This window comes from Cupriavidus sp. C1SS-2L, from assembly GCF_057073735.1.
This window is the reverse complement of record NZ_CP172708.1, coordinates 3,288,206-3,312,894: the sequence shown is the minus strand read 5'-3', so window position 1 is coordinate 3,312,894 and position 24,689 is coordinate 3,288,206. Positions and strand designations below refer to the sequence as shown.

Here is a 24,689-nt window from a genome sequence, read left to right as displayed (position 1 = left end):
TGCGAAGTACTGTAACAAACAACCTTAAATTCACTATCTGCGGCCAACCCCGTTGTCGGCTTTTAACAACTCAGGGTTTTCTTGTACCCGCGAGTAAATTGCTAGGCCTGGCATGGGACAGCGGGAGTTAGAGCCTTGCTACAATGCGGGTAATCCCGATGTCTTCGGCGGTTCGCAATGGCGGCATGTTGCCCCTGCTTTGGCAGGGTATTTCTGCACCAGCCCCGGGGATTTCAGGCTTATTGCCCGATTGCTTTTTCTTTTACTGGCCTTTTCGCTTTCCCGCATCGCATGGACACTTTCATCCGCGAATTCGACATGGCATTGCGCGCCATTGCTGGTGCCACGCGCTCGGGCCGGGCTAATCCCGCTGACCGGCTCGCACCGGACGACGGGCAACTCGAGCAGGCCGAGCGCCGCCACGTGGCCGGACTCATGCGAGTCAACCATGTCGGCGAAGTCTGTGCGCAGGCTCTCTACCAGGCGCAGAAGCTCACCGCGCGCAATGACGACGTGCGAACCCAGATGGACACCGCCGCGCGCGAAGAGGAAGACCATCTCGCCTGGTGCGCCGAACGGCTGCGCGAACTCGATTCGCGGCCGAGCCTGCTGAACCCACTGTGGTACGCGGGCGCTTTTGCGATCGGTTTCCTGGCCGGCCGCGCCGGCGACAAGGTCAGCCTCGGCTTCGTCGCGGAAACCGAGCACCAGGTCGAGCAGCACCTGAGCGGCCACCTTGACCAGCTGCCCGCGGCCGACGGCCGCTCGCGCGCTATCCTCGAACAGATGCGCGATGACGAGATCCGCCATGGCGATGCCGCCCGCGCTGCCGGCGGCGTGCCGCTGCCCGCGCCGGTGCGTGCGCTGATGCGCGGCGCATCCCGCGTCATGACGACCGCCGCGTACCGGATCTGAGCTTGTGCAGCGGGGCCTGCAAGGGGCTCCGCATCGGGCCCGCACGGAGCCCGGTACTGGGCCCGTTTCGCCGGCCATGTCCGGCAAATGTTGTATCCTTCCCCACGGTCTCGGGCCGGTCTTTCCCGCGATTTCGGCAGTCCCTCCCCCGGCAGTTCTCAGGTGGTTTCTCTGCTTTGCTCCCTAAGATCTTCATTTCATTAAGGATTCACGTTTACGGTGCGTGGAGGTATGCGCGCTAAGTCTTTGTTCTGATTCGAAAATCCCGGTTTGTTGCCGTGCAGCGAGCCTTGACCCGCGAAATTGCTTCCTCTAAAGTGGGAAATAGTGTGAGGAAGTGTATTTTTGTGTGAAATTGGACCCGTACCGTGGGATCATCCCGCAGGTCGGAATGCAACGATTCACGCACGTGCCGGCAAGCCAGTTGCCGGCCGGACCGGGGAGCAAGCTTGTTTCAGGGAGCATCGGCGCTCTCGCTGGATGCCAAGGGGCGGATGTCGATTCCGTCGCGGCACCGGGAAGCGCTGCAACAGCAGGCCGAGGGCCGGGTGACGCTGACCAAGCACCCGGATGGCTGCCTGCTGCTGTTTCCCAGGCCCGAGTGGGAAAGTTTCCGGCAACGGATTGCGGCGCTGCCGATGGATGCGCACTGGTGGAAGCGCATCTTCCTGGGCAACGCTGCCGACGTGGAAATGGACGGCGCAGGCCGCGTGCTGATCGCACCGGAGCTGCGCGGTGCCGCCATGCTCGACAAGGAAGTCATGCTGCTCGGCATGGGCAGCCATTTCGAAGTCTGGGATGCCGCGACATACGCCGCCAAGGAACAGCAGGCGATGGCGCAAGGCATGCCGGAAGCATTGAAGAATTTCTCTTTCTGACGAGGTCATGAGTCCTACCGGATCGCCGGCAACCCCCGCCCTGCGCCATCGCACCGTGCTGCTGGACGAGGCCGTCGAGGCATTGGTCTGGCGGCCCGACGGTGTTTACGTGGACGGCACCTTCGGCAGGGGAGGGCACAGCCGGGCAGTTCTGGCCCGGCTGGGGCCAGACGGGGCCCTCGTCGCGTTCGACAAGGACCCAGCAGCAATCGCAGAAGCGGGCACCATCCAGGATGCCCGCTTCTCCATTGAGCACGAGAGCTTTGCGGCCATGGGCGAGCGCCTGGCCGGGCGCGGCCATGTGGCCGGCGTGCTGCTCGACCTGGGGATCAGCTCGCCCCAGATCGATGAAGCGGCGAGGGGGTTTTCCTTTCGTTTCGAGGGACCGCTGGACATGCGCATGGACACCACGCGCGGCATTACCGCCGCCGAGTGGCTGGCGCAGGCGGAAGAGCAGGACATTGCCAGGGTGATACGAGACTATGGGGAAGAACGGTTTGCTGTACAGATTGCAAAGGCGATTGTTGCTCGCCGGCGCGAACCCGGCGATGGCGGACCTCTCGCCACTACTGCCGACCTTGCCGCGCTCGTGGCGAAAGCCGTCAAAACACGCGAGAAGGGTCAGGACCCTGCGACCCGCACCTTTCAGGCTCTACGGATTCACATCAATCAAGAGCTTGAGGACCTCGAAAGAGGGCTGAAGGCTGCCTATGACCTGCTGCAGGTAGGGGGCCGCCTCGTGGTGATCAGCTTCCATTCGCTGGAGGACCGCATCGTCAAGCGGTTCATGGCGGCGCACGCCCGTCCCCAGCAGGATGCCGATCCCGCGCTGCGCCGCGCGCCACTGCGCGCGGCCGATTTGCCACAGCCGACGCTGCGCCTGCTGGGCCGCGTCAAGCCCGGCGCGCAGGAAGTTGCCGACAACCCGCGCGCGCGATCGGCCGTGATGCGCGTCGCCGAAAAACTGGCACCGGCCGCATCGGGCCGAGGGGCGGCGCCAGCATGAACCGACTAACATTTTTCCTCCTTGCGGCACTGATCTTCTGTGCGCTCTCGCTCGTAAGCGCGCAGCACCAGGCGCGCACGCTGTTCGTCGCGCTCGAGCGCGCCCAGGCCGAGGAAAAGCAACTCGACGTCGACTGGTCGCGGCTGCAGTACCAGCAAAGCGCGCTCGGCAAGAGCGCGCGCATTGCCGACGCGGCGCGCACCCAGCTGCGCATGGCACCCATCATGGCAGGCAGGACCCAGTACCTGTCGGGCATCGTGCTGCCGCCGGCGGCACCGGCGCCCGCGGCAGCCGCATCCGCCCCTGCCGGGGAGGAACGTCCATGACCATGGCACGCAGCGGCAACGCCTCGCGCAATCGCCCGAACAACTCGCGTCCGCGCACCGGGCAGTTTTCGGCCAGCCCCGTGCTGGGCCTGCGCCTGCCAATGTGGCGCTCCAAGTTTGTCGTGTTCCTGATGTTCGCGGCATTCGTGGCGCTGGCCGTGCGCGCGCTGTGGATCCAGGGGCCCGGTAACCAGTTCTATGAGGCAGAAGGCAAGAAGCGCTTCCAGCGCACGCTCGAGCTGCCGGCCACGCGCGGCAAGATCCTGGACCGCAACGGCCTGGTGCTGGCCACCAGCCTGCCGGTCAAGGCGATCTGGGCCGTGCCCGAGGATGTGCCGAACCAGGTCGAGGCCGCCAAGATCCGCCAGCTCGCGAAGCTGCTCGACATGTCCGAGAAGGACCTGAGCCGCAAGCTGTCCGAGGACAAGAGCTTTGTCTACCTGAAGCGCCAGGTCCAGCCCGACGCGGCCGAGAAGATTGCCGCGCTGAAGATCGAAGGCATCCACCAGACCCGCGAATACAAGCGCTTCTACCCGGAAGGGGAGGCGATGGCGCACATCGTCGGGTTCACCAATGTGGAAGACCGCGGCCAGGAAGGCGTGGAGCTGGCACGCGAGGCCGGCCTGGCCGGGCGGCCCGGCGCGCGCCAGGTGATCAAGGATCGCCTCGGCCGTGTGGTCGAGGACGTCGGCATCCTCAAGACCCCGCGCGACGGCGAGGACATGCAGCTGTCGATCGACGCCAAGATCCAGTACCTCGCCTACAACGAGCTGAAGGCCGTGGTCGAGCGCAACAAGGCCAAGGCGGCCAGCGCGGTGGTGCTCGACGCCCAGACCGGCGAAGTGCTGGCGCTGGCCAACTGGCCGACCTACAACCCGAACGACCGCACCCGGCTGTCGGGCGAACAGCTGCGCAACCGCGTGCTGACCGACACCTTCGAGCCCGGCTCGATGATGAAGCCGATCACGATCGGCCTCGCGCTGCAGCTCAAGCGCGTGACCCCGTCCACGGTCGTCGTCACCACCGGCAAGTACAACTTCGAAGGCGCCACCATCACCGATACCCACAACTACGGCGCGCTGACTGTTGGCGGCGTGATCCAGAAGTCGAGCAATATCGGCACGACCAAGATCGCGATGATGATGAAGCCGCAGGAAATGTGGGACATGTTCACCAGCGTCGGCCTGGGCCAGGCGCCGAAGATCGGCTTCCCGGGCGCCGTGGCGGGCCGCGTGCGTCCGTTCAAGAGCTGGCGTCCGATCGAACAGGCCACCATGTCGTACGGCTACGGCCTGTCGGTGTCGCTGTTCCAGATGGCGCACGCCTACACGGTCTTCGCGCATGACGGCGAGATCATCCCCGTATCGATGTTCCGCACCAATGGCCCCGTGACCGGCGAACGCATCCTGTCGCCTCAGGTCGCGCGCGACGTGCGCGCCATGCTTGAAACCGTGACGGCGCCCGGCGGCACCGCGCCCGAGGCGCAGGTGATGGGCTACCGCGTCGGCGGCAAGACCGGTACCGCATACAAGCACGAAGGCCGCGGCTACAACCGCAGCAAGTACCGCGCTTCGTTCATCGGCCTGGCGCCGATGTCGAACCCGCGCGTGATCGTCGCCGTCAGCGTGGACGAGCCGACCGCCGGCAGCCACTACGGTGGCGCGGTGGCCGGCCCGGTCTTCGCCGCGATCACCGGCGGCACGCTGCGTGCGCTGAATGTCCAGCCCGATTCGCCGATCCGCCAACTGGTGGTCAGCGACAAGGTGCAGGAAAGCGAACCGTGGAGCTCGACGCAATGACGGCCAAGCCGCTGCTCCCGCTCGAAGTCACCGCACAGGCCAGCGACGCGCTGGCCTGGCTGCGTACCAAGGTGCCGGCCAGTGCCCGGCTGACCGGCGATACGCGCCGCCTGGCGCGCGGCGACGTCTTCCTGGCTTACGTGCTCGGCAACGAGCGCCTGTCCACCGACGGCCGCCCGCATATCGCGCAGGCCATTGCCGCCGGCGCCGGTGCGATCCTGTATGAGGCCGATGGCTTCGACTGGACGTTCGGCGACACCGTGCCGCATCTCGCGCTGAACAGCCTGCACCAGCTTGCCGGCCCGATTGCCGCCGGCTGGTACGGCAATCCCGCTCGCGGCGTGGCCGTCACCGGCATGACCGGCACCAACGGCAAGACTTCGTGCAGCCAGTGGCTGGCGCGGCTGCTGCAAGCCACCGGTACGCCATGCGCGACCATCGGCACGCTCGGTACCGGCTTCCCGGATGCGCTGCAGCCGACCGGCTTCACTACGCCCGATGCCGTGCAACTGCAAGCCAGTCTGGCTAGCCTGCACGATGCCGGCGCGCGCGCGGTGGCAATGGAAGTGTCGTCCCACGGTCTCGAACAGGAGCGCGTGGCCGGTACGCATTTCTCGGTCGCGGTGCTGACCAACCTGACGCAGGACCACCTCGACTACCACGGCACCATGGCCGAGTACGAGGCCGCCAAAGCGCGCCTGTTCCGCTGGGACGGCCTGCGCACCGCCGTGATCAATCGCGATGACGGGATGGGGCGGCGCCTGCTGGCGTCCAACGGCGCGGCCATCGCGGCGCCGCATGTGATCGAGTACGGCATCGACGGTCCGGCGCGTGCGTCCATCAGCGGCGCGCGTGGCCAATGGCTGCGCGCCAGCGGCGTGCGCGCGACGGCGACCGGCACCGCATTCCACATCGACGGCAGCTTCGGCAGCGCCGATGTCGCCACGCCGATGATCGGCGCGTTCAATGTCAGCAACCTGCTTGCAGTGCTCGGTGCGGCGCTGGCCAACGGGGTGGCGTGGGATGCGGCGCTCGCCGCGCTGCGCGCGCTCTCGCCCGTCGATGGCCGCATGGAGCTGTTCGGCGCCCACGCGGGCCAGGACGGCCCGCTGGCCGTGGTCGACTACGCGCACACGCCCGATGCACTGGAAAAGACGCTGGAAGCGCTGCGCCCGGTTGCGCAGGCACGCAATGGCCGCCTGTGGTGCGTCTTCGGCTGTGGCGGCGACCGCGACCCGATCAAGCGCCCCCTCATGGGCGGCGTGGCGGAGCGCCTGGCCGACGAGATCGTGCTGACCAGCGACAACCCGCGCAGCGAGGATCCGCAGGACATCCTCGACGCCATTGCCGACGGCATGGCCGACCGCGCGCGCGGTCGCCAGATCGAAGACCGCGCCGCTGCGATCCTCTATGCAATCAAGCACGCGGCCGGTGCCGACGTGGTGCTGGTGGCCGGCAAGGGCCACGAGGCCACGCAGGAAGCCCATGGCCGCAAGCGGCCGTTCTCGGACCGCGAGCATGTACGCCTGGCCCTCGCCGCGCGGGGGGTATCGGCATGAGCGATTCCAAGATGACGAATTTGCAGGAAGCCGCCGGCTGGATTGCCGGCGCGCGTGTTCTGGGCGATGGCACGCAGGCGTTTGCCCGCGTGCATACCGACAGTCGTACGGTCGAGCCGGGCGACCTGTTTGTCGCGCTCAAGGGTGAGCGCTTCGACGCGCACGATTTCATCGCCGACGTGGTGGCACGCGGTGCTGTCGCCGTACTGGTGAGCCGCGACGTCGATGCCGGCGTGCCGGCCATCGTCGCGCCGGATACGCGCATTGCGCTCGGCGAACTCGGCGCCGGCTGGCGTCGGCAGTTCACGTTGCCGGCCGTCGCGGTGACGGGCAGCAACGGCAAGACCACGGTCAAGGAAATGATCGCGGCGATCTTCGCGGCGGCGGTGGGTGAAGACCAGCGCCTGGCCACGGGCGGCAACCTGAACAATGATATCGGCCTGCCGCTGACGGTGCTGCGCCTGCGCGCGACGCACCGGCTGGCCGTGCTTGAACTGGGCATGAACCATCCGGGCGAGACGGTCTACCTGGCCGGCATCGCCCAGCCGACGGTGGCGGTCGTCACTAATGCGCAGCGAGAACATCAGGAATTCATGGTCAGCGTGGAAGCTGTCGCCCACGAGCATGCCGCGGCCATTGCCGCGCTGCCTGCCGATGGCGTGGCCGTGTTCCCGCTCGACGAAGAAAGCGGCGGCCAGCATGCCGCGATCTGGCGCGCAGCTGCCGGTACGCGTCGCGTGCTCAGCTTCGGCACCGCGGGCCAGGCCGACGTGCAGGCCACGGTGGCGCTCGTCGACGGCGTGCAGGTGATGCAGGTCCGCGCGCCGGGCCATGCATTCGAGGTCCGCCTCGGCCTGCTCGGCACGCACAACGTTCGCAACGCGCTCGCGGCTACCGCCTGCGCGCTGGCGGCCGGCGTGCAGGTGCCGGCTATCCAGCAAGGACTGGCGGCATTCAAGGCTGTCAAAGGCCGGCTGCAGGTCAAGCACACGCCGGGTGGCACCGTGGTGATCGACGACACCTACAACGCCAACCCCGATTCCATGCGCGCCGCGATCGACGTGCTGGCCGGGTTTGCCGCGCCGCGCCTGCTGGTGATCGGCGACATGGGCGAGGTCGGGGACCAGGGGCCGGCGTTCCACACGGAAATCGGCGGCTATGCGCAGGCGCTCGGCATCGAAGCGTTGTGGGCGACGGGCGAACTGGCCACGCATGCCGTGCAGGCATTCGGTGCGCAAGGCAGGCATTTCGAACGGGCGGAGGATCTCGCCCGGGCGCTGGAGGAAGACGCAGGGGGCACGGTGGCGAAGGCTGGCGCCGTGCTGGTGAAGGGATCGCGCTTCATGCGCATGGAACGGATGGTGGCTGCGCTGGTCGCAGACACTCCCGCTCACTAGATAAGTAGAACACGATGTTATTGGCTCTGGCCCAGTGGCTGCAAAACGATTACAGCTTCCTTCGGGTCGTCAACTACCTGACCTTCCGCGCGGTGATGGCCAACCTCACCGCGCTGGTGATCGGCCTTGCCGCCGGTCCGTGGGTCATCCGCAAACTGACCGAGCTGAAGGTCGGCCAGGCCGTGCGCACGATCGGCCCGCAGACCCATCTGGTCAAGTCCGGCACGCCGACTATGGGTGGCGTGCTGGTGCTCGTTTCCATCGCCATCTCTACCGTGCTGTGGTGCGACTGGGGCAACCGCTTCATCTGGGTGGTGATGCTGGTGACGCTCGGCTATGGCGCCATTGGCTGGGTCGACGACTATCGCAAGGTGGTCTATCGCGATCCGCGCGGCATGTCGAGCCGCGAGAAGTTCTTCTGGCAGACGCTGATTGGCCTTGTCGCCGCGGTCTACCTGGCGTTCTCGGTGTCGGAAAGCAGCAATGTGCGGGTCTGGGACCTGTTCCTGAGCTGGGTCGAGGGCGGCCTGTCGCTGGATATGCCGTACAAGTCCAACCTGATCGTGCCCTTCTTCAAGGAAGTCAGCTATCCGCTGGGTGTGGCCGGCTTCATCGTGCTGACCTATCTGGTGATCGTCGGCTCCAGCAACGCCGTGAACCTGACTGATGGCCTCGACGGCCTGGTGATCATGCCAGTGGTGCTGGTTGGCGGCGCGCTGGGCGCCTTCGCTTATGTGATGGGCAGTTCGGTCTACAGCAAATACCTGCTGTTCCCGCATATTCCGGGCGCGGGCGAACTACTGATCTTCTGTTCGGCGATGGCGGGCGCGGGGCTGGCCTTCCTCTGGTTCAACGCGCATCCGGCGCAGGTGTTCATGGGCGACGTTGGTGCGCTGGCACTCGGCGGCGCGCTCGGGACCGTGGCCGTGATCGTGCGCCAGGAGATCGTGCTGTTCGTGATGGGTGGCATCTTCGTCGTGGAAACCGTGTCGGTGATGCTGCAGGTCACGTGGTTCAAGATCACCAAGCGCCGCTATGGCGAAGGGCGAAGGCTCTTCCGCATGGCGCCGCTGCATCACCATTTCGAGCTGAGCGGCTGGAAGGAAACGCAGGTCACCGTGCGCTTCTGGATCGTCACCATGCTGCTGGTGCTGATCGGGCTGTCCACGCTGAAGCTGCGCTGATTCGGGCGCTTTCTATATAGACAACAGGATTACTGAACTCAAAAGGCAGGAATACGAAGTGTTTGGCGAGCTGCAAAAACCTCATGTGCTGGTACTGGGCCTCGGCGAATCGGGGCTGGCCATGGCGCGCTGGTGTGGCCTGAACGGCTGCGCCGTGCGCGTGGCCGACACGCGCGAGGCACCCGCCAACCTTGTCTTCCTGCAGGCCGAACTGATGTCGGCCGAGTTCGTGGGCGGCCCGTTCGCCGAAAGCCTGCTCGACGGCATCGGCCTGGTGGCGATCAGCCCGGGCTTGTCGCCGCTGGAGGCGAATACCGGCGAGCTGCTGGCCGCGGCACGCCAGCGCGGTATCCCCGTGTGGGGCGAGATCGAACTGTTCGCGCGCGCGCTCGCGCACCTGCAGGCCGAATCCGGCTATGCGCCGAAGATGCTCGCGATCACCGGCACCAACGGCAAGACGACTACGACCGCGCTGACCGGCCGGCTGGTCGAGCGCGCCGGCAAGAGCGTGGCGGTGGCCGGCAATATCAGCCCGTCGGCGCTCGACAAGCTGTCGGCGTGCATTGCTTCGGCCACGCTGCCGGACGTCTGGGTGCTCGAGTTGTCGAGCTTCCAGCTCGAAACGACGCATACGCTGGCGCCGCACGCGGCGACCGTGCTCAACGTCACGCAGGATCACCTCGACTGGCATGGCTCGATGGAAGCCTATGCCGCGTCCAAGGCGCGCATCTTCGGACCGGCCGGCACGGCTTGCGTGCAGGTGCTGAACCGCAATGACCGCCTGACCATGGACATGGCCCGCCCGGGCACGGCACCGGTGACCTTCGGCACCGACCTGCCCGAGACGCCGGGCAGCTTCGGCGTGCTGCGCGAAGGCGGCATGCCGTGGCTGGTGCTCGCCGAACCCGACTCGGAAGCGGAAGGGGAGGGCAAGCCGCGCCGCCGCAAGGCCGATGCCTCCGCGCAGGAGGCCGTGCCGGTGCGCCACAAGCGCCTGATGCCGGCCGACGCGCTGCATATCCGCGGCATGCACAACGCTACCAACGCCATGGCGGCGCTGGCGCTGTGCCGCGCGATCGACCTGCCGCTCAACGCGCTGCTGCATGGCCTGCGCGAATATCGTGGCGAGCCGCATCGCGTGGAGTGGGTCGCCACCATCGATGAAGTCGAGTATTTCGACGACAGCAAGGGCACCAACGTGGGCGCCACGGTGGCCGCGCTGTCGGGTCTGGACAAGCGCGTCGTGCTGATTGCCGGCGGCGAAGGCAAGGGTCAGGATTTCTCGCCGCTGGTCGCGCCGGTCGCGCAGTACGCGCGCGCCGTGGTGCTGATCGGCCGTGCAGCGGGCGAGTTGCGCGATGCGCTGCAAGGCAGCGTCGCGTCGCTGGTCGACGCGGCCACGCTTGAAGAAGCCGTCAACAAGGCGGCGGAGCTGGCTGAAGGCGGCGACGTTGTGCTCCTGTCGCCGGCCTGCGCCAGCCTCGACATGTTCCGTAACTACGTGCACCGCGCCGAAGTGTTCCGCTCGGCGGTGGAAGAACTGGCCCTGTCGCGGGGGATCATGCCATGAGTGAATCGCAGGTCAAGCGCAGCGGTTTCATCGGCGCCACCATCGGCAATGCCTGGGGTGGCCTGCGCGATGCGGTGTCCGGCGTCAAGCCGACCCGTTCGCGCATGATGGAGTACGACCAGCCCCTGCTGTGGGTGGCGATCGTGCTGCTCGCGCTCGGCCTGGTGATGGTCTACTCGGCGTCGATTGCGCTGCCGGATTCGCCGCGCTACGCCAACTATCGCGAAAGCCATTTCCTGGTCCGCCATGCGTTCGCGCTGCTGATCGGGCTGTCGGTCGGCCTGGCGGCGTTCCAGATTCCCGTGAAGGTGTGGGACCGATACGCGCCCAAGCTGTTCATCATCGCGCTGGTGCTGCTGGTGATCGTGCTGGTGCCGTTCGTCGGCAAGGGCGTGAATGGCGCGCGCCGCTGGATTCCCCTCGGCATCATGAACTTCCAGCCGTCGGAGCTGATGAAGCTGGCCGTGGTGCTGTACGCGGCCAACTACACCGTGCGCAAGCAGGAGTGGATGCAGACCGTGTCCAAGGGCTTCCTGCCAATGGGTGTGGCGGTCGTGGTGGTCGGCATGCTGCTGCTGCTCGAGCCGGACATGGGCGCGTTCCTCGTGATCGCCGCGGTGGCCATGGGCATTCTGTTCCTTGGCGGCATCAACGGCAAGCTGTTCGCGGGACTGGTCGGTGTGGCGGTCGGCGCGTTTGCGCTGCTGATCACGGCATCGCCATGGCGGCGTGAACGGATCTTTGCATACCTCAATCCGTGGGAAGAGAGCAACGCGCTCGGCAAGGCGTACCAGTTGACCCACTCGCTGATCGCGTTTGGCCGTGGCGAATGGACCGGTGTCGGCCTTGGCGGCAGCATCGAAAAATTGCACTACCTGCCTGAAGCGCATACCGACTTCATCCTCGCCGTGATTGGCGAGGAATTTGGCTTTGTGGGCGTGCTGGTCGTCATCATCCTGTTCTACTGGATGGTGCGCCGCGCGTTCGGCATCGGCCGCACCGCGCTGCAACTCGACCGCACGTTTGCCGGCCTCGTGGCCAAGGGCATTGGCGTGTGGATCGGCTGGCAGACCTTTATCAATATGGGCGTGAACCTGGGCCTGCTGCCGACCAAGGGATTGACGCTGCCGCTGGTGAGCTATGGCGGCTCGGGCATTCTGATGAATTGCATGGCTTTGGCGATCCTGCTCCGTATCGACTATGAAAACCGTGTGCTGATGCGTGGAGGGAAGGTATGACGCAGCAGCGCACGTTGCTCGTGATGGCCGGCGGCACCGGGGGGCATGTATTCCCCGGGTTGGCGGTCGCGCACGCGCTGCGCGAGCAGGGCTGGAAGGTGGTCTGGCTGGGCAACCGTACCGGCATGGAGGCCACGCTGGTGCCCAAGCATGACATCCCGATGGAGTTCATCCAGTTCGGCGGGCTGCGTGGCAAGGGGCTCGTGACCAAGTTCCTGTTGCCGCTGAACTTGCTGCGCGCGTTCTGGCAGAGCCTCGGCGCGCTGCGCCGCGTGCGGCCGAGCGTGGTGCTGGGCATGGGCGGCTATATCACGTTCCCGGCGGGCATGATGGCCTCGCTGCTCGGGCGGCCGCTGGTGCTGCACGAGCAGAACTCGATTGCCGGACTCGCCAACAAGGTGCTTGCCAAAGTGGCGGACCGCGTGCTGTGCGCGTTCCCGGATACGCTGCCCGACAGCGAGTGGACCGGGAACCCGGTACGCGAAGAGCTCGCGCACATGGCGGAACCGGAGGCACGCTATGACATACGCACCGGCCCGCTGAACGTGCTGGTGGTCGGCGGCAGCCTGGGCGCCGCGGCGCTCAACGACGTCGTGCCGAAGGCGATCGCCATGCTGCCTGAAGCGCAGCGTCCGGTGGTCACGCACCAGGCCGGCGCAAAGCAGATCGACAAGCTGCGTGCGAACTATGCCGCCGCGCAAGTGTCTGCTCAGACCCTGCCTTTTATCGATGACATGGCGAAGGCGTATGCCGACGCCGACCTGGTGATCTGCCGCGCGGGCGCGATGACGGTCTCGGAAGTGGCGGCCGCCGGTGTAGCGGCGCTGTTCGTGCCGTTCCCGCACGCGGTGGACGATCACCAGACGACCAATGCGGAATTCCTGTCCAAGCAGGGTGCAGCCCTGCTTGTGCAGCAACAAGAACTGACGGCGGACCGGCTGGCGAAGACCATCGCCGGCCTGAACCGGCCGCAACTGAAAGAGATGGCGCGCCTGGCGCGCGGACTGGCCAAGCCTGAGGCAACCCGGCGCGTCGCCGAGGTATGCAGCCAGATGGCCAGGGACTGAAGCCCAATACATGTAGTGACTCAATGAAGCATATCGTCAAAAACATCCACTTCGTAGGCATCGGCGGCGCCGGCATGAGCGGCATCGCGGAGGTCCTGCTGAACCTGGGCTACAAGGTCTCGGGTTCCGATGTGGGCAGCAACGCCGCCACGCGGCGCCTGGCTTCGCTCGGTGCCACGGTCATGCACGGGCATGACGCGGCGAACATCGCCGGTGCGAACGCCGTGGTGGTTTCCACGGCCGTGAGCGGGGACAACCCCGAAGTGCTGGCCGCCCGCAGCAAGCGTATCCCGGTGGTGCCGCGCGCGGTGATGCTGGCCGAGTTGATGCGCCTGAAGCAGGGCGTCGCCATTGCCGGCACGCACGGCAAGACCACGACCACGAGCCTGGTGGCGTCGGTGCTGGCCGAGGGCGGGCTCGACCCGACCTTCGTGATCGGCGGCCGCCTGAATTCCGCGGGTGCTAATGCGCGCCTGGGCACGGGCGATTTCATCGTGGCCGAAGCCGATGAATCCGATGCCTCGTTCCTGAACCTGTTCCCGGTCATCGAAGTCATCACGAACATCGATGCCGACCACATGGACACCTACGGGCACGACTTCGCTCGGCTCAAGCAGGCGTTCATCGAATTCACGCAGCGCCTGCCGTTCTACGGCATCGCCGTGCTGTGCGTGGACGATCCGAACGTGCGCGAGATTCTGCCATTCGTGTCCAAGCCTGTCGTGCGCTATGGCTTTGCCGAGGATGCACAGATCCGCGCTGTCAATGCGCGCGCAGTCGATGGCCAGATGCATTTCACCGTGCTGCGCCACCTCAACGGCCATGCCGAACCGCCACTCGACGTGGTGCTGAACCTGCCCGGCCTGCACAACGTGCAGAACGCGCTGGCCGCGATCGCGATTGCGACGGAACTGGAAGTCCCGGACGCCGCGATCGTCAAGGCGCTGCGCGAGTTCCACGGCGTAGGACGCCGCTTCCAGCGCTACGGCGAAGTGGCCACGGCGGATGGCACCGGCACGTTCACGCTGGTCGACGACTACGGGCACCACCCGGTGGAAATGGCCGCTACGCTCTCCGCCGCGCGCGGCGCGTTCCCGGGCCGCCGCCTGGTGCTGGCGTTCCAGCCGCACCGTTTCACGCGCACGCGCGATTGCTTCGAGGATTTCGTCAAGGTGCTCGGCACCGTTGATGCGTTGTTGCTGGCCGAGGTCTATGCCGCCGGCGAAGCGCCGATCGTCGCGGCCGATGGCCGCGCGCTGACCCGTGCGCTGCGCGTGGCGGCCAAGGTAGAACCTGTTTTCGTGGAGCAGATGGAAGAGATGCCGCAGGCCATCATGAATGCCGCCAGGCCTGGCGACGTGGTCGTAACGATGGGAGCCGGCTCGATCGGCGCGGTACCGGGACAGGTGGTCTCGCACCAGCAGCCGCTGCAGGCGGGAGGTGCGGCATGAGCTTCGTCGCCAATCCCAAGATCGACCCGAAATCGCTGGGCAAGGTCGGCGTGCTGTATGGCGGCCGCTCGGCCGAGCGCGAGATTTCGCTGATGTCCGGCAGCGGCGTGCTGGCCGCGCTGCAGTCGCGCGGCGTGGATGCGCACGGCTTTGACCCGGCCACGCAGAGCGTGGCCGAACTGGCCGCGGCCGGCTTCGACCGCGTCTTCATCGCGCTGCACGGCCGCTACGGCGAGGACGGCACCATGCAGGGCCTGCTCGAGCAGCTCGGCGTGCCCTACACCGGCAGCGGCGTGCTGGCGTCGGCGCTGGCCATGGACAAGCAGGCGACCAAGCGCCTGTGGATGACGCATGACCTGTCCACGCCGCGTTTCGCGATGCTCTATGCCGATACGGACTTCGATGCAGTCGTCGCCGATCTCGGCCTGCCGCTGATCGTCAAGCCGGCGCGCGAAGGCTCGTCGATCGGTCTGAGCAAGGTCACCGATGCGTCGCAGATGCGCGAGGCATTCGAGAAGGCTGCCGCGCTCGACAACGACGTCATTGCAGAGACCTTCATTGACGGCGCCGAGCTGACCTGCCCGCTGGTAGGGGAGGGCGCTACGGCTGAAGCGCTGCCGGTGATTCGCATCGTCGCGCCGGATTCTAACTATGACTATCAAAATAAGTACTTTACTGACGATACCCAATATCTGTGTCCGTCAGGCCTGAGTGCTGAAGTCGAGCGCGAGGTGCAGCAACTGGCGGTGCAGGCCTACCGCGTGCTGGGCTGCCGTGGCTGGGCGCGTGCGGACGTGATGCTGCGCGCCGACGGCAAGCCTTTCCTGCTTGAGATGAATACCTCGCCTGGCATGACCGGCCATTCGCTCGTGCCGATGGCCGCGCGCGCGGCTGGCATCAGCTATGAGGACTTCGTCATGCAGGTGGTGGCCGCCGCGACGCTGGACCTGCATCCGAACGAACACTGGAAACCCGAATAACCCTGGCAAGACCATACCGGACGACCCTGGAACATGTGGCATAACGCACGCCTGCTCAACCTGATCGCTTCCGCGCTGTACGCGCTGGTGGCGCTGATGGCGCTTGCGGCCGGTTTGCTGTGGCTGGCGCAGCGGCCGGTGTTCGCCATTACCCATGTCGTGGTGGCGTCGATGGACGGCGGCGCACTGCGCCACGTCAACGCGCCGAGCGTGCGGTCCAATGCGCTGGGCAAGCTGACCGGCAACTTCTTCACGCTCGACCTGAACGCGGCACGGCAGGTGTTCGAGTCGGTGCCTTGGGTGCGGCGCGCAAGCGTGCGGCGCGAATGGCCCAACGGGCTGGCCGTGGAAGTCGAGGAACACGAAGCGTTGGGCACCTGGGGGGCGGCAGACAGCGGCAGGCTGATCAATACCTATGGAGAGGTGTTCGTCGCCAATACCGCGGAGGCCGAGGAGGACGCCCAGCTGCTGGCGCTCGACGGTCCGCCCGACAGCGAAGGCGACGTGATCGAGAAACTTGAAGTCATGCGCGAATGGTTCAAGCCGCTCAAGGCCGAACCGCTGTCGGTGGCGCTGTCCGGGCGCTATGCATGGCGCACCAAGCTTTCCAACGGCATGGTGGTCGAGCTGGGCCGGGAGCAGAACGATGAAGAGCGCGCAGCGATGGAACAGCGCGTGAAGCGTTTTGTCGCCGCGTGGCCGCAGGTCACCGAGCAGTGGGGCAAGCAGATCGACTACGCGGACCTGCGTTACCCGAACGGGTTCGCGATCCGCACGGCCAGCGCGCGCTTCCTGACCGACGCGCAGGCTGCGGCGGCGGCGAAGGCTGCGGCGGCAGGCAAGGGATCCACAGCAACTGGTACTTCCACTAACAATCCGACGCGACTGAAGAGCAAGAACGCGGAGAAAACCCGATGAGCAAGGAATACAAGGACCTACTAGTCGGTCTCGACATCGGCACCTCGAAGGTGGCCGCCGTGGTGGCGGAACTGCGCCCCGACGGCAGCTACGAGGTGATCGGGATGGGCCAGTCAGAGTCCAAGGGTCTGAAGAAAGGGGTCGTGGTCAATATCGAGGCCACCGTGCAGTCGATCCAGAAGGCGCTGGAAGAGGCCGAGCTGATGGCCGACTGCAAGATTGCCGAGGTGTTCACCGGCATTGCCGGCAGCCATATCCGCAGCTTCAATTCGAGCGGCATGGTGGCCATCAAGGACAAGGAGGTCACGCAGACCGACGTGGCGCGCGTGATCGAGACCGCGAAGGCGGTCAATATCCCGACCGACCAGCAGATCCTGCATATCCTCACGCAGGAATTCATCATCGACGGCCAGGAAGACGTGCGCGAGCCGATCGGCATGAGCGGCATCCGGCTGGAAGTGAAGGTGCATATCGTCACCGGCGCGGTGAGCGCGGCGCAGAACATCGTCAAGTGCGTGCGCCGCTGCGGCCTGGAAGTGCATGACCTGATCCTGCAGCCGCTGGCGTCGAGCCTGGCGGTGCTGACCGAGGACGAGAAGGAACTGGGCGTGGTGCTCGTCGACATCGGCGGCGGCACCACCGACATCGCGATCTTCAGCGAGGGCGCGATCCGCCATACGGCCGTGATCCCGATCGCCGGCGACCAGATCACCAACGACATCGCGATGGCGCTGCGCACGCCGACGCCGGATGCCGAGGACATCAAGGTGCAGTACGGCATCGCCAAGCAGGCCATTGCCGATCCGGAAGACATGATCGAGGTGCCCGGCGTGGGCGACCGCGGCACGCGCACGCTGTCGCGCCAGGCGCTGGCGGCGGTGATCGAGCCGCGTATCGAGGAACTGTATTCGCTGGTGCACCAGGTGGTGCGTGAATCGGGCTATGAGGAGCTGCTGTCGTCCGGCGTGGTGATCACCGGCGGCACGGCGATGATGCCGGGCATGGTCGAGCTCGGCGAGGACATCTTCCTGAAACCGGTTCGTGTGGGCGTGCCTGAGTACCGCGGCAACCTGCATGAGGTGGTGAAGAGCCCGCGCTACTCAACGGTGATGGGTCTGTTGCTCGAAGGCCGCGTGCAGCGCATGCGCGGACGAAAGGTGGCTGTGCAGAGCGGCTCGGTCAAGCAGGTGTGGGGCCGCATGAAGGAATGGTTTGTCGGCAACTTCTGACGTGAAGCTTGTCTGACAAAAGGAAAGTCGCGCTGCCCTTGTCGTTCTTGTCTACCTGGACGGGGATGGCGCGTTGAAGTGAACGGTTTCTTTTAATTGGTTTCTTGTTCAGGAACCAGCGGTTGCGGCGGGGAGGCTGCAACGTCTGGGGACTGATTTTTCTCGGAGGCAGTGATGGACTTTGACATGATCGAAACGGAAGTGATGGACGGCACCATCATCAAAGTGGTTGGTGTGGGCGGCGCGGGCGGCAATGCCGTGCAGCACATGATCAGCCGCGGCGTGCAAGGTGTGGAGTTCATCTGCATGAACACCGACGCGCAGGCGCTGAAGCGCTCGACCGCTTCGCGCGTGCTGCAGCTCGGCAATTCGGGCCTGGGTGCCGGCGCCAAGCCGGAAGTCGGCCGCAACTGCGCCGAGCAGGCCCGCGAGCAGATCGCGGACGCACTGCGCGGTGCGCACATGGTCTTCATCACTGCCGGCATGGGCGGCGGCACCGGTACCGGCGCCGCGCCGATCGTCGCTCAGGTGGCCAAGGAAATGGGCATCCTGACCGTGGGCGTGGTCAGCAAGCCGTTCGACTTCGAAGGCGCACGCCGCGCCAAGGTGGCCGAACACGGTTCGAGCGAGCTGGAAAGCTCGGTCGACTCGCTGATCGTCGTGCTCAACGAGAAGCTCTTCGAAGTCATGGGCGATGACGCCGAGATGGACAAGTGCTTCCAGTGCGCCGACGACGTGCTGCACAACGCCGTGGCCGGCATCGCCGAAATCATCAATGTCGATGGCCTGGTGAACGTCGACTTCGAAGACGTGAAGACGGTGATGGGCGAGCAGGGCAAGGCCATGATGGGCACGGCGACCGTGTCGGGCGTGGACCGCGCCCGCCTGGCTGCCGAGCAGGCCGTGGCCAGCCCGCTGCTGGAAGGCGTGGATCTGTCCGGTGCGCGCGGCGTGCTGGTCAACATCACGGCCAGCCGTTCGCTCAAGCTGTCGGAAACCAAGGAAGTCATGAACACCATCCGCAGCTACGCCGCGGAAGATGCGACCGTGATCTTTGGTACGGTGTACGACGATGCAATGGGCGATGCACTGCGCGTTACTGTTGTGGCGACGGGCCTGGGCCGTTCGGCTAAGAAGCAGCAACCGATGACGCTGCTGAAGACCGGTACCGACAACATGCCGGTGCAGATGATGGCCGGCATGGCGGCAGCCCCGACCACGCACCACAGCTCGCCGGACTACAGCGGCCTGGATACCCCGGCCGTGTGGCGCAGCTCGCGTGAATCGGCGTCGGCCCACGTGGCGGCGCTGCAGGAAAAGGGTGTGGATACGTACGATATCCCGGCCTTCCTGCGCAAGCAGGCAGACTGAGCCGGAGCGGCCGGATCCAGCATCGCAGGGCCGGTCCCTGTCGGATTGCACGTCCTTGTCGCGAAGCACGCAGCGCTCCCTATCCGCGCGTGCCTTGCATGGATGTGTGACCCGCCCGGGCTGCCGGTGATGCCGCGTCCGCGCTGAACCGCCTCCGTTCACATCCTGTCGCCGGGACGGGCGGCCGCTGGCCGCCTCCCCGGACTGGTTCCCGCCCTCCCGGTCGGGATGTGTCGTCGTCCGCGCGGCGCGCTGCAAGGCGCGCCGCGCGGACGTTTTTTGTAGCAAGCTGTATCGAAATGCCACCGGATGTCATCGGCCTTGGACGAGCGCGCCATGGCGCCTATGATTGCCGGCAGGCTTTCAGATCCCTCCTTTTTGACAGGAAGTCACCCACCATGATCGCTGTCGGACAACGCGTGCCGGACGCCACGCTGCAGGAATTCTTCGATACCCAGAGCGAAGGCTGCTCGCTCGGCCCCAATGCCTTCAGCGTCTCGGACCTCGTCAAGGGTCGCAAGATCGTGGTCTTCGCCTTGCCTGGCGCGTTCACGCCGACTTGCTCGGCCAAGCATGTGCCCGGCTACGTGGCCGAAGCACAGGCGCTGCGCGACGCGGGCGTGGACGAAGTCTGGTGTGTTTCGGTCAACGACGCGTTCGTGATGGGCGCCTGGGGCCGCGAACAGCACACTGAAGGCAAGGTGCGCATGATGGCCGACGGAAGCGCAGAATGGACCCGTGCGCTGGGTCTTGACCAGGATTTGTCGGCGCGCGGCATGGGCGTCCGCTCCAAGCGGTACGCCATGGTGCTGGACGATGGCGTCGTGACCCACCTTCAAGTCGAGGCGCCCGGCGAGTTCAAGGTCAGCAGCGCCGAAGCGATGCTAGAGGCGTTGCGCGGCTGACACAGATTCTCAATTCGGTGTGTCGCAAATGACACGTCATGTGCATGTATTAACACACCGAAACAAAGTGTCTTAGCGGGATTTCCCTAGCAGTGGTAAAATCACTTAATCGAATATGAAACCTGATAGGTTTTAATAATTACTGAGGCCGCCATGCTCAAACAGCGCACCATCAAGTCCCTGGTGAAGACGGTCGGCATCGGTCTGCACTCGGGTCGCAAAGTGACGCTGACCCTGCGGCCGGCACCGGCCGACACCGGTATCGTCTTTACCCGCGTGGACCTGCCCGAAGCCGTCGAAATCCCCGCCGCTGCCGGCGCCATCGGCGACACGCGCCTTGCGTCGGTGTTGCAGAAGGATGGTGCGCGTGTGTCGACGGTCGAGCATCTGATGTCGGCCTGTGCCGGCTTGGGCATCGACAACCTCTATGTCGATGTCGACGCCGAAGAAATCCCGATCATGGACGGCAGCGCGGCTTCCTTCGTGTTCCTGCTGCAATCGGCTGGCATCGAACAGCAGAATGCCGCCAAGCGTTTCATCCGCGTGAAAAAGGCCGTGGAAGTGCGCGAGGGCGACAAGCTGGCGCGCCTGGAGCCGTTCTTTGGCTTCAAGCTGTCGTTCACGATCGACTTTCGTCATCCGGCGGTCGACAAGACTGGCCAGAACTTCGAGATCGATTTCGCCGATACCAGCTACGTGCGTGAAATCGCGCGTGCGCGGACCTTTGGCTTCGCCCATGAAGTGGAAGCCTTGCGTGAGATGGGACTGGCACGTGGCGGCAGTCTCGACAATGCGATCGTGCTGGATGAACACCGCATGCTCAACAACGAAGAGCTGCGCTATGGCGATGAGTTCGTGCGCCACAAGATCCTGGATGCGATCGGTGACCTGTATGTGGTCGGCCATCCGCTGATTGGCGCTTATGTGGCGCACAAGTCGGGTCACGGGTTGAACAACCAGTTGCTGCGTGCGTTGCTGGCTGACCAGGAAGCGTATGAGGTAGTGACGTTCGATCGCATGGAGGACGCGCCCGTTGCGTTCCTGCCGCAGGTGCAGCCGGCGTTTGCCTGATCGGGGCCGGCACCGAAAACAAAAAACCGGCCAGAAGGCCGGTTTTTTGTTTCTGTGGTCCTAGCGATGATGCGACAGCAAGGTCTTTAGCGCGTCCTGTAACGGTGACGGCGGCAAACTGCGCGCCAGTTCGTCGAGGCTGGCCAGCCCGACCGCGGTCATCTTCCCGTTGGTCCGCGGCCGCACCACAGGCCCGGTATCCCAGTCACTGTGCCGCGTCGCCTCTGGTTGTACCCGTACCCGGATGGCACTGACCTGCGAGCCCCGCTCCTGCAGGCGGGACAGCAACGTCGGCACCACTTGGCGCACACGCGCCGCCGCCGCGCCATGCGCGGCCAGCAACAGCAGCACCTGTTCCTGCTGAGGTCCCCGCCCGTCGCGCTTGACGCCGGCAACGGCAATGCCGTTGCGCATGCCAGGCGGCAGCAACGACAGCACCTCCGCTTCCAGCGAAGCCAGCTCCCGCGCGGTCTGCATCAGCGCGGAGACAGGTCCGGCCTTGGCCAGCCAGTCATTGAGAGGCTTGGCTGCCGGAGTCTGCAGGGCGTGGTGGGTGAACAGGCGCATCAACACATTTTAACAACTTGGCAGGCTGGTGTTCCGGCATGGCCCCTTCCGTCCGCAGCAGGCGATGCCGCTCGACCGGCCCGCCTGCATTTGAAGGTCCATGTGAACAGCGTGTCACGCAAGCGGCACGATTTCGTGTCGGGTCAGGTGGACTTCCGCGACCGCCGCCGCAATCCGTTTGGCAACGGGTGATTGAACCTTGCCGATCCGCCCCGATCTGTCAATAAATCCACGTCGCGCCGGGGCTTGCCGGGGTGTTGGCAACACGGCGGCCGCTGTCCCGGCCGCGACCCCGGCACATGATAAACTCGGCGTTTTGCGCCAATCTATCCATGCCTGGCACGGCTGGGGCTGCCTATCCATGGGTCGCCGGTCCGGACCGCGCAGGTGAAAGCACTCGATGATCACGGGCCTTCTCAAGAAAGTCTTCGGCAGCCGTAATGAACGGCTGATCAAACAATACCGCCGCACGGTGGAGCAGATCAACGCGCTGGAGCCCAAGTTCGAGCAGCTCTCGGACGACCAACTGCGCGGCATGACCGAGACCTTCCGGCAGCGCCACGCTGGCGGCGAGTCGCTCGAGTCGCTGCTGCCCGAGGCGTTTGCCGTGTGCCGCGAGGCCAGCAAGCGCATCATGAAGATGCGCCACTTCGACGTGCAGCTGATCGGCGGCATGGTGCTCAATGACAACAAGATCGCCGAAATGCGCACCGGCGAAGGCAAGACGCTGACCGCGACGCTGGCCGTGTACCTCAATGCCATCACCGGCAAGGGCGTGCACGTGGTGACCGTCAACGATTACCTGGCCCAGCGCGATGCCGAGTGGATGGGGCGCCTGTACAACTACCTGGGCCTGTCGGTGGGCGTGAACCTGTCGCAGATGGCGCATGACCAGAAGCAGGCCGCGTACAACGCCGACATCACCTACGGCACCAACAACGAGTTCGGCTTCGACTACCTGCGCGACAACATGGTCTATGACCCGTCGCAGCGCGTGCAGCGTCCGCTGAACTACGCGATCGTCGATGAAGTGGACTCGATCCTGATCGACGAGGCGCGTACGCCGCTGATCATCTCGGGCCAGGCCGAGAACCACACCGACCTGTACCAGCGCATGAACGGCATCCCGAGGCTGCTCGAGCGCCAGATCGGCGAGGAAAAGGCCGACGGCACGGGCGTCGAGAAGCCGGGCGACTACTACGTGGATGAAAAGGGCCACCAGGTCTACCTGACCGAGGCTGGCCACGAAAAGGCGGAAGAGATCCTGGCGCAGCAAGGCCTGATCGGCGAGGGCGAATCGCTCTACGCACCGCAGAACATCACGCTGATGCACCACCTGTACGCGGCCCTGCGCGCGCACAGCCTGTTCCATCGCGACCAGCACTACGTGGTGCAGAACGACGAAGTCGTGATCGTCGACGAATTCACGGGCCGCCTGATGACGGGCCGCCGCTGGTCCGACGGTCTGCACCAGGCCGTGGAAGCCAAGGAAGGCGTGTCGATCCAGCAGGAAAACCAGACGCTGGCGACCATCACCTTCCAGAACTACTTCCGCATGTACACCAAGCTGGCCGGCATGACCGGCACGGCTGACACGGAAGCCTACGAATTCCAGGAGATCTACGGCCTGGAAGTGGTCGTGATCCCGACCAACCGCGCGGCGCAGCGCAAGGACCTGCAGGACCAGATCTACAAGACGTCGAAGGAACGCTACGACGCCGTCGTGCGCGATATCCGCGACTGCTACGACCGTGGCCAGCCGGTGCTGGTCGGCACGACCTCGATCGAGACGTCCGAATACCTGTCGGACCTGCTCAACAAGGAAAAGCTGCCGCACCAGGTGCTCAACGCCAAGCAGCACGAGCGCGAAGCCGAGATCGTGGCCCAGGCCGGCCGGCCCAAGATGATCACCATCGCGACCAACATGGCGGGCCGCGGTACCGACATCGTGCTCGGCGGCAACGTGGAGAAGCAGGCAGGCTTTGTCGAGATTGACCCGAACCTGTCGGACGCCGACAAGGCCGCGCGTATCCAGCAACTCAAGGATGAATGGCAGTCGCTGCACGAGCAGGTCAAGTCGTTCGGCGGTCTGCATATCGTGGGCACCGAGCGCCATGAATCGCGCCGTATCGACAACCAGCTGCGTGGCCGTGCCGGCCGCCAGGGCGACCCGGGTTCGTCGCGTTTCTACCTGTCGCTGGACGACCAACTGCTGCGCATTTTCGCAGGCGACCGCGTGCGCGCGATCATGGAACGCCTGAAGATGCCCGAGGGTGAGCCGATCGAGGCCGGCATCGTCACGCGTTCGATCGAATCGGCGCAGCGCAAGGTGGAAGGCCGCAACTTCGACATCCGCAAGCAGCTGCTGCAGTACGACGACGTTGCCAACGACCAGCGCAAGGAAATCTACAAGCTGCGCAACGACGTGCTCGAAGCCAATGACGTCGGCGAAATGGTCAAGAACCTGCGCGAAAGCGTGCTGATCGAGCTGTTCCGCGAGCACGTGGCGGCCGACACCATGGAAGAGCAGTGGGACATCGCCGGCCTCGAAACGCGCCTGCGCGAGGACTGGGGCCTGGAGCTGCCGCTGGCCAAGACCATCGAAGGCGCTCAGAGCATCGAGGACGAGGCGCTGCTCGACATGATCCTCAAGGCGGCCGAAGAACGTTACGAAGGCAAGGTTGCGATGGTGGGCCGCGAATCGTTCGCGGGCTTCGAGCGCTCGGTCATGCTGCAAAGCATCGACTCGCACTGGCGCGAGCACCTGGCCGCGCTGGACCACCTGCGCCAGGGCATCCATCTGCGCGGCTATGCGCAGAAGGATCCGAAGCAGGAATACAAGCGCGAGTCGTTCGAACTGTTCGCGCGCCTGCTGGACGTGATCAAGAACGAAGTCACGCGCGTGACGTTCAACGTGCAGATCCAGTCGCCGGAAGAGCTGGAGCAGGCTTCGGAGCAGATCGAGGAAGGCCTGTCGCACCTGGAGAACGTCCAGTACAAGCACGACGAGTTTGCCGAGGGCCGCGAGCCCGTGGAGGACGTGCCGTCGCTGCGCACGGGCGCTGCGGTGGCCGCCGAGATGGCGGTGGCCGGCATGCCGAAGGTCGGCCGCAACGATCCTTGCCCGTGCGGTTCGGGCAAGAAGTTCAAGCAGTGCCACGGCAAGCTGAGCTGAGCCCCGCGCCAGCCGCGCCGTGCAGGATTGCCCTGGCCGCCGTAGCGGAAGGGGCGAAGAGATAACGACATGCCCGCGCTACG

At 65.5% G+C, this 24,689-nt stretch carries 20 protein-coding genes; 19 read left to right on the top strand and 1 reads right to left on the bottom strand.

Annotated features, from left to right (window positions below; genetic code table 11):
- Window positions 1-291 precede the first annotated feature (291 nt).
- From coq7 to lpxC, 18 genes are all read left to right on the top strand, one after another.
- On the top strand, window positions 292-915 hold the full coding sequence (gene coq7 / locus ACIGJG_RS15330; RefSeq protein ID WP_011299134.1) for a 2-polyprenyl-3-methyl-6-methoxy-1,4-benzoquinone monooxygenase: 624 nt from the start codon (window positions 292-294) through the stop codon (window positions 913-915).
- A 449-nt stretch (window positions 916-1,364) separates the two neighbouring features.
- Window positions 1,365-1,793 (top strand): division/cell wall cluster transcriptional repressor MraZ, encoded by a 429-nt coding sequence (gene mraZ, locus ACIGJG_RS15325; RefSeq protein ID WP_011299133.1) that lies wholly within the window; start codon window positions 1,365-1,367, stop codon window positions 1,791-1,793.
- Window positions 1,794-1,800: 7 nt separating this feature from the next.
- Window positions 1,801-2,799, top strand: coding sequence for a 16S rRNA (cytosine(1402)-N(4))-methyltransferase RsmH (gene rsmH, locus ACIGJG_RS15320; RefSeq protein WP_011299132.1), 999 nt, complete (start codon window positions 1,801-1,803; stop codon window positions 2,797-2,799).
- The gene (gene ftsL, locus ACIGJG_RS15315; RefSeq protein WP_011299131.1) at window positions 2,796-3,125 is read left to right on the top strand and encodes a cell division protein FtsL; all 330 of its coding nucleotides are present in this window, start codon (window positions 2,796-2,798) and stop codon (window positions 3,123-3,125) included. Before rsmH ends, ftsL begins: the two co-directional genes overlap by 4 nt.
- Window positions 3,122-4,924 carry a peptidoglycan D,D-transpeptidase FtsI family protein gene (locus ACIGJG_RS15310; RefSeq protein ID WP_011299130.1) on the top strand — a complete coding sequence of 601 codons (1,803 nt, stop codon included), beginning with the start codon at window positions 3,122-3,124 and terminating at the stop codon, window positions 4,922-4,924. Before ftsL ends, ACIGJG_RS15310 begins: the two co-directional genes overlap by 4 nt.
- Entirely contained in the window at window positions 4,921-6,483 is a 1,563-nt protein-coding gene (locus ACIGJG_RS15305; RefSeq protein WP_011299129.1) for a UDP-N-acetylmuramoyl-L-alanyl-D-glutamate--2,6-diaminopimelate ligase, read from the top strand. The genes ACIGJG_RS15310 and ACIGJG_RS15305 overlap by 4 nt, the downstream gene beginning before the upstream one ends.
- The gene (locus tag ACIGJG_RS15300) at window positions 6,480-7,880 is read left to right on the top strand and encodes a UDP-N-acetylmuramoyl-tripeptide--D-alanyl-D-alanine ligase (protein ID WP_483672506.1); all 1,401 of its coding nucleotides are present in this window, start codon (window positions 6,480-6,482) and stop codon (window positions 7,878-7,880) included. The genes ACIGJG_RS15305 and ACIGJG_RS15300 overlap by 4 nt, the downstream gene beginning before the upstream one ends.
- 14 nt (window positions 7,881-7,894) lie before the next feature.
- Window positions 7,895-9,064, top strand: a complete 1,170-nt coding sequence (mraY, locus tag ACIGJG_RS15295) for a phospho-N-acetylmuramoyl-pentapeptide-transferase (RefSeq protein ID WP_011299127.1) — start codon at window positions 7,895-7,897, stop codon at window positions 9,062-9,064.
- Between the two features lie 58 nt (window positions 9,065-9,122).
- The gene (murD, locus tag ACIGJG_RS15290) at window positions 9,123-10,634 is read left to right on the top strand and encodes a UDP-N-acetylmuramoyl-L-alanine--D-glutamate ligase (RefSeq protein WP_483672505.1); all 1,512 of its coding nucleotides are present in this window, start codon (window positions 9,123-9,125) and stop codon (window positions 10,632-10,634) included.
- Window positions 10,631-11,872: a putative lipid II flippase FtsW gene (gene ftsW, locus ACIGJG_RS15285; RefSeq protein WP_011299125.1), complete on the top strand. Its 1,242-nt coding sequence runs from the start codon at window positions 10,631-10,633 to the stop codon at window positions 11,870-11,872. Before murD ends, ftsW begins: the two co-directional genes overlap by 4 nt.
- A complete protein-coding gene (murG, locus tag ACIGJG_RS15280) occupies window positions 11,869-12,939 on the top strand; it encodes an undecaprenyldiphospho-muramoylpentapeptide beta-N-acetylglucosaminyltransferase (protein ID WP_483672504.1) in 1,071 nt (356 codons plus the stop codon). Before ftsW ends, murG begins: the two co-directional genes overlap by 4 nt.
- Window positions 12,940-12,962: 23 nt before the next feature.
- On the top strand, window positions 12,963-14,390 hold the full coding sequence (gene murC, locus ACIGJG_RS15275; RefSeq protein ID WP_011299123.1) for a UDP-N-acetylmuramate--L-alanine ligase: 1,428 nt from the start codon (window positions 12,963-12,965) through the stop codon (window positions 14,388-14,390).
- Window positions 14,387-15,370, top strand: a complete 984-nt coding sequence (locus ACIGJG_RS15270) for a D-alanine--D-alanine ligase (protein ID WP_011299122.1) — start codon at window positions 14,387-14,389, stop codon at window positions 15,368-15,370. Before murC ends, ACIGJG_RS15270 begins: the two co-directional genes overlap by 4 nt.
- A gap of 33 nt (window positions 15,371-15,403) precedes the next feature.
- Entirely contained in the window at window positions 15,404-16,288 is an 885-nt protein-coding gene (locus tag ACIGJG_RS15265) for a cell division protein FtsQ/DivIB (RefSeq protein ID WP_011299121.1), read from the top strand.
- Window positions 16,285-17,517, top strand: coding sequence for a cell division protein FtsA (gene ftsA / locus ACIGJG_RS15260; RefSeq protein ID WP_011299120.1), 1,233 nt, complete (start codon window positions 16,285-16,287; stop codon window positions 17,515-17,517). The genes ACIGJG_RS15265 and ftsA overlap by 4 nt, the downstream gene beginning before the upstream one ends.
- A gap of 174 nt (window positions 17,518-17,691) precedes the next feature.
- Window positions 17,692-18,888, top strand: a complete 1,197-nt coding sequence (gene ftsZ / locus ACIGJG_RS15255; RefSeq protein WP_483672503.1) for a cell division protein FtsZ — start codon at window positions 17,692-17,694, stop codon at window positions 18,886-18,888.
- Between the two features lie 398 nt (window positions 18,889-19,286).
- Complete coding sequence (locus tag ACIGJG_RS15250) at window positions 19,287-19,793, top strand: peroxiredoxin (RefSeq protein WP_140949073.1); 507 nt, start codon at window positions 19,287-19,289, stop codon at window positions 19,791-19,793.
- Between the two features lie 153 nt (window positions 19,794-19,946).
- A complete protein-coding gene (gene lpxC, locus ACIGJG_RS15245) occupies window positions 19,947-20,864 on the top strand; it encodes a UDP-3-O-acyl-N-acetylglucosamine deacetylase (RefSeq protein WP_011299117.1) in 918 nt (305 codons plus the stop codon).
- A 60-nt stretch (window positions 20,865-20,924) separates the two neighbouring features.
- On the opposite strand, the gene ACIGJG_RS15240 is transcribed toward lpxC, so the two are convergent.
- Window positions 20,925-21,431, bottom strand: a complete 507-nt coding sequence (locus ACIGJG_RS15240) for a DciA family protein (protein WP_140953489.1) — start codon at window positions 21,429-21,431, stop codon at window positions 20,925-20,927.
- Window positions 21,432-21,831: 400 nt separating this feature from the next.
- On the opposite strand from ACIGJG_RS15240, the gene secA reads away from it, so the two are divergent.
- The gene (gene secA / locus ACIGJG_RS15235; protein ID WP_483672502.1) at window positions 21,832-24,606 is read left to right on the top strand and encodes a preprotein translocase subunit SecA; all 2,775 of its coding nucleotides are present in this window, start codon (window positions 21,832-21,834) and stop codon (window positions 24,604-24,606) included.
- Window positions 24,607-24,689: the final 83 nt, after the last annotated feature.

Coding starts and splice junctions, on each gene's coding strand:
- ACIGJG_RS15270 (WP_011299122.1), top strand. CDS start 14,387: ATGAGCTTCGTCGCCAATCCCAAGATCGACCCGAAATCGCTGGGCAAG.
- lpxC (WP_011299117.1), top strand. CDS start 19,947: ATGCTCAAACAGCGCACCATCAAGTCCCTGGTGAAGACGGTCGGCATC.
- secA (WP_483672502.1), top strand. CDS start 21,832: ATGATCACGGGCCTTCTCAAGAAAGTCTTCGGCAGCCGTAATGAACGG.
- rsmH (WP_011299132.1), top strand. CDS start 1,801: ATGAGTCCTACCGGATCGCCGGCAACCCCCGCCCTGCGCCATCGCACC.
- ftsZ (WP_483672503.1), top strand. CDS start 17,692: ATGGACTTTGACATGATCGAAACGGAAGTGATGGACGGCACCATCATC.
- ACIGJG_RS15310 (WP_011299130.1), top strand. CDS start 3,122: ATGACCATGGCACGCAGCGGCAACGCCTCGCGCAATCGCCCGAACAAC.
- ACIGJG_RS15305 (WP_011299129.1), top strand. CDS start 4,921: ATGACGGCCAAGCCGCTGCTCCCGCTCGAAGTCACCGCACAGGCCAGC.
- ftsA (WP_011299120.1), top strand. CDS start 16,285: ATGAGCAAGGAATACAAGGACCTACTAGTCGGTCTCGACATCGGCACC.
- ftsW (WP_011299125.1), top strand. CDS start 10,631: ATGAGTGAATCGCAGGTCAAGCGCAGCGGTTTCATCGGCGCCACCATC.
- ACIGJG_RS15250 (WP_140949073.1), top strand. CDS start 19,287: ATGATCGCTGTCGGACAACGCGTGCCGGACGCCACGCTGCAGGAATTC.
- coq7 (WP_011299134.1), top strand. CDS start 292: ATGGACACTTTCATCCGCGAATTCGACATGGCATTGCGCGCCATTGCT.
- ACIGJG_RS15265 (WP_011299121.1), top strand. CDS start 15,404: ATGTGGCATAACGCACGCCTGCTCAACCTGATCGCTTCCGCGCTGTAC.
- mraY (WP_011299127.1), top strand. CDS start 7,895: ATGTTATTGGCTCTGGCCCAGTGGCTGCAAAACGATTACAGCTTCCTT.
- ftsL (WP_011299131.1), top strand. CDS start 2,796: ATGAACCGACTAACATTTTTCCTCCTTGCGGCACTGATCTTCTGTGCG.
- murC (WP_011299123.1), top strand. CDS start 12,963: ATGAAGCATATCGTCAAAAACATCCACTTCGTAGGCATCGGCGGCGCC.
- ACIGJG_RS15240 (WP_140953489.1), bottom strand. CDS start 21,431: ATGCGCCTGTTCACCCACCACGCCCTGCAGACTCCGGCAGCCAAGCCT.
- murG (WP_483672504.1), top strand. CDS start 11,869: ATGACGCAGCAGCGCACGTTGCTCGTGATGGCCGGCGGCACCGGGGGG.
- ACIGJG_RS15300 (WP_483672506.1), top strand. CDS start 6,480: ATGAGCGATTCCAAGATGACGAATTTGCAGGAAGCCGCCGGCTGGATT.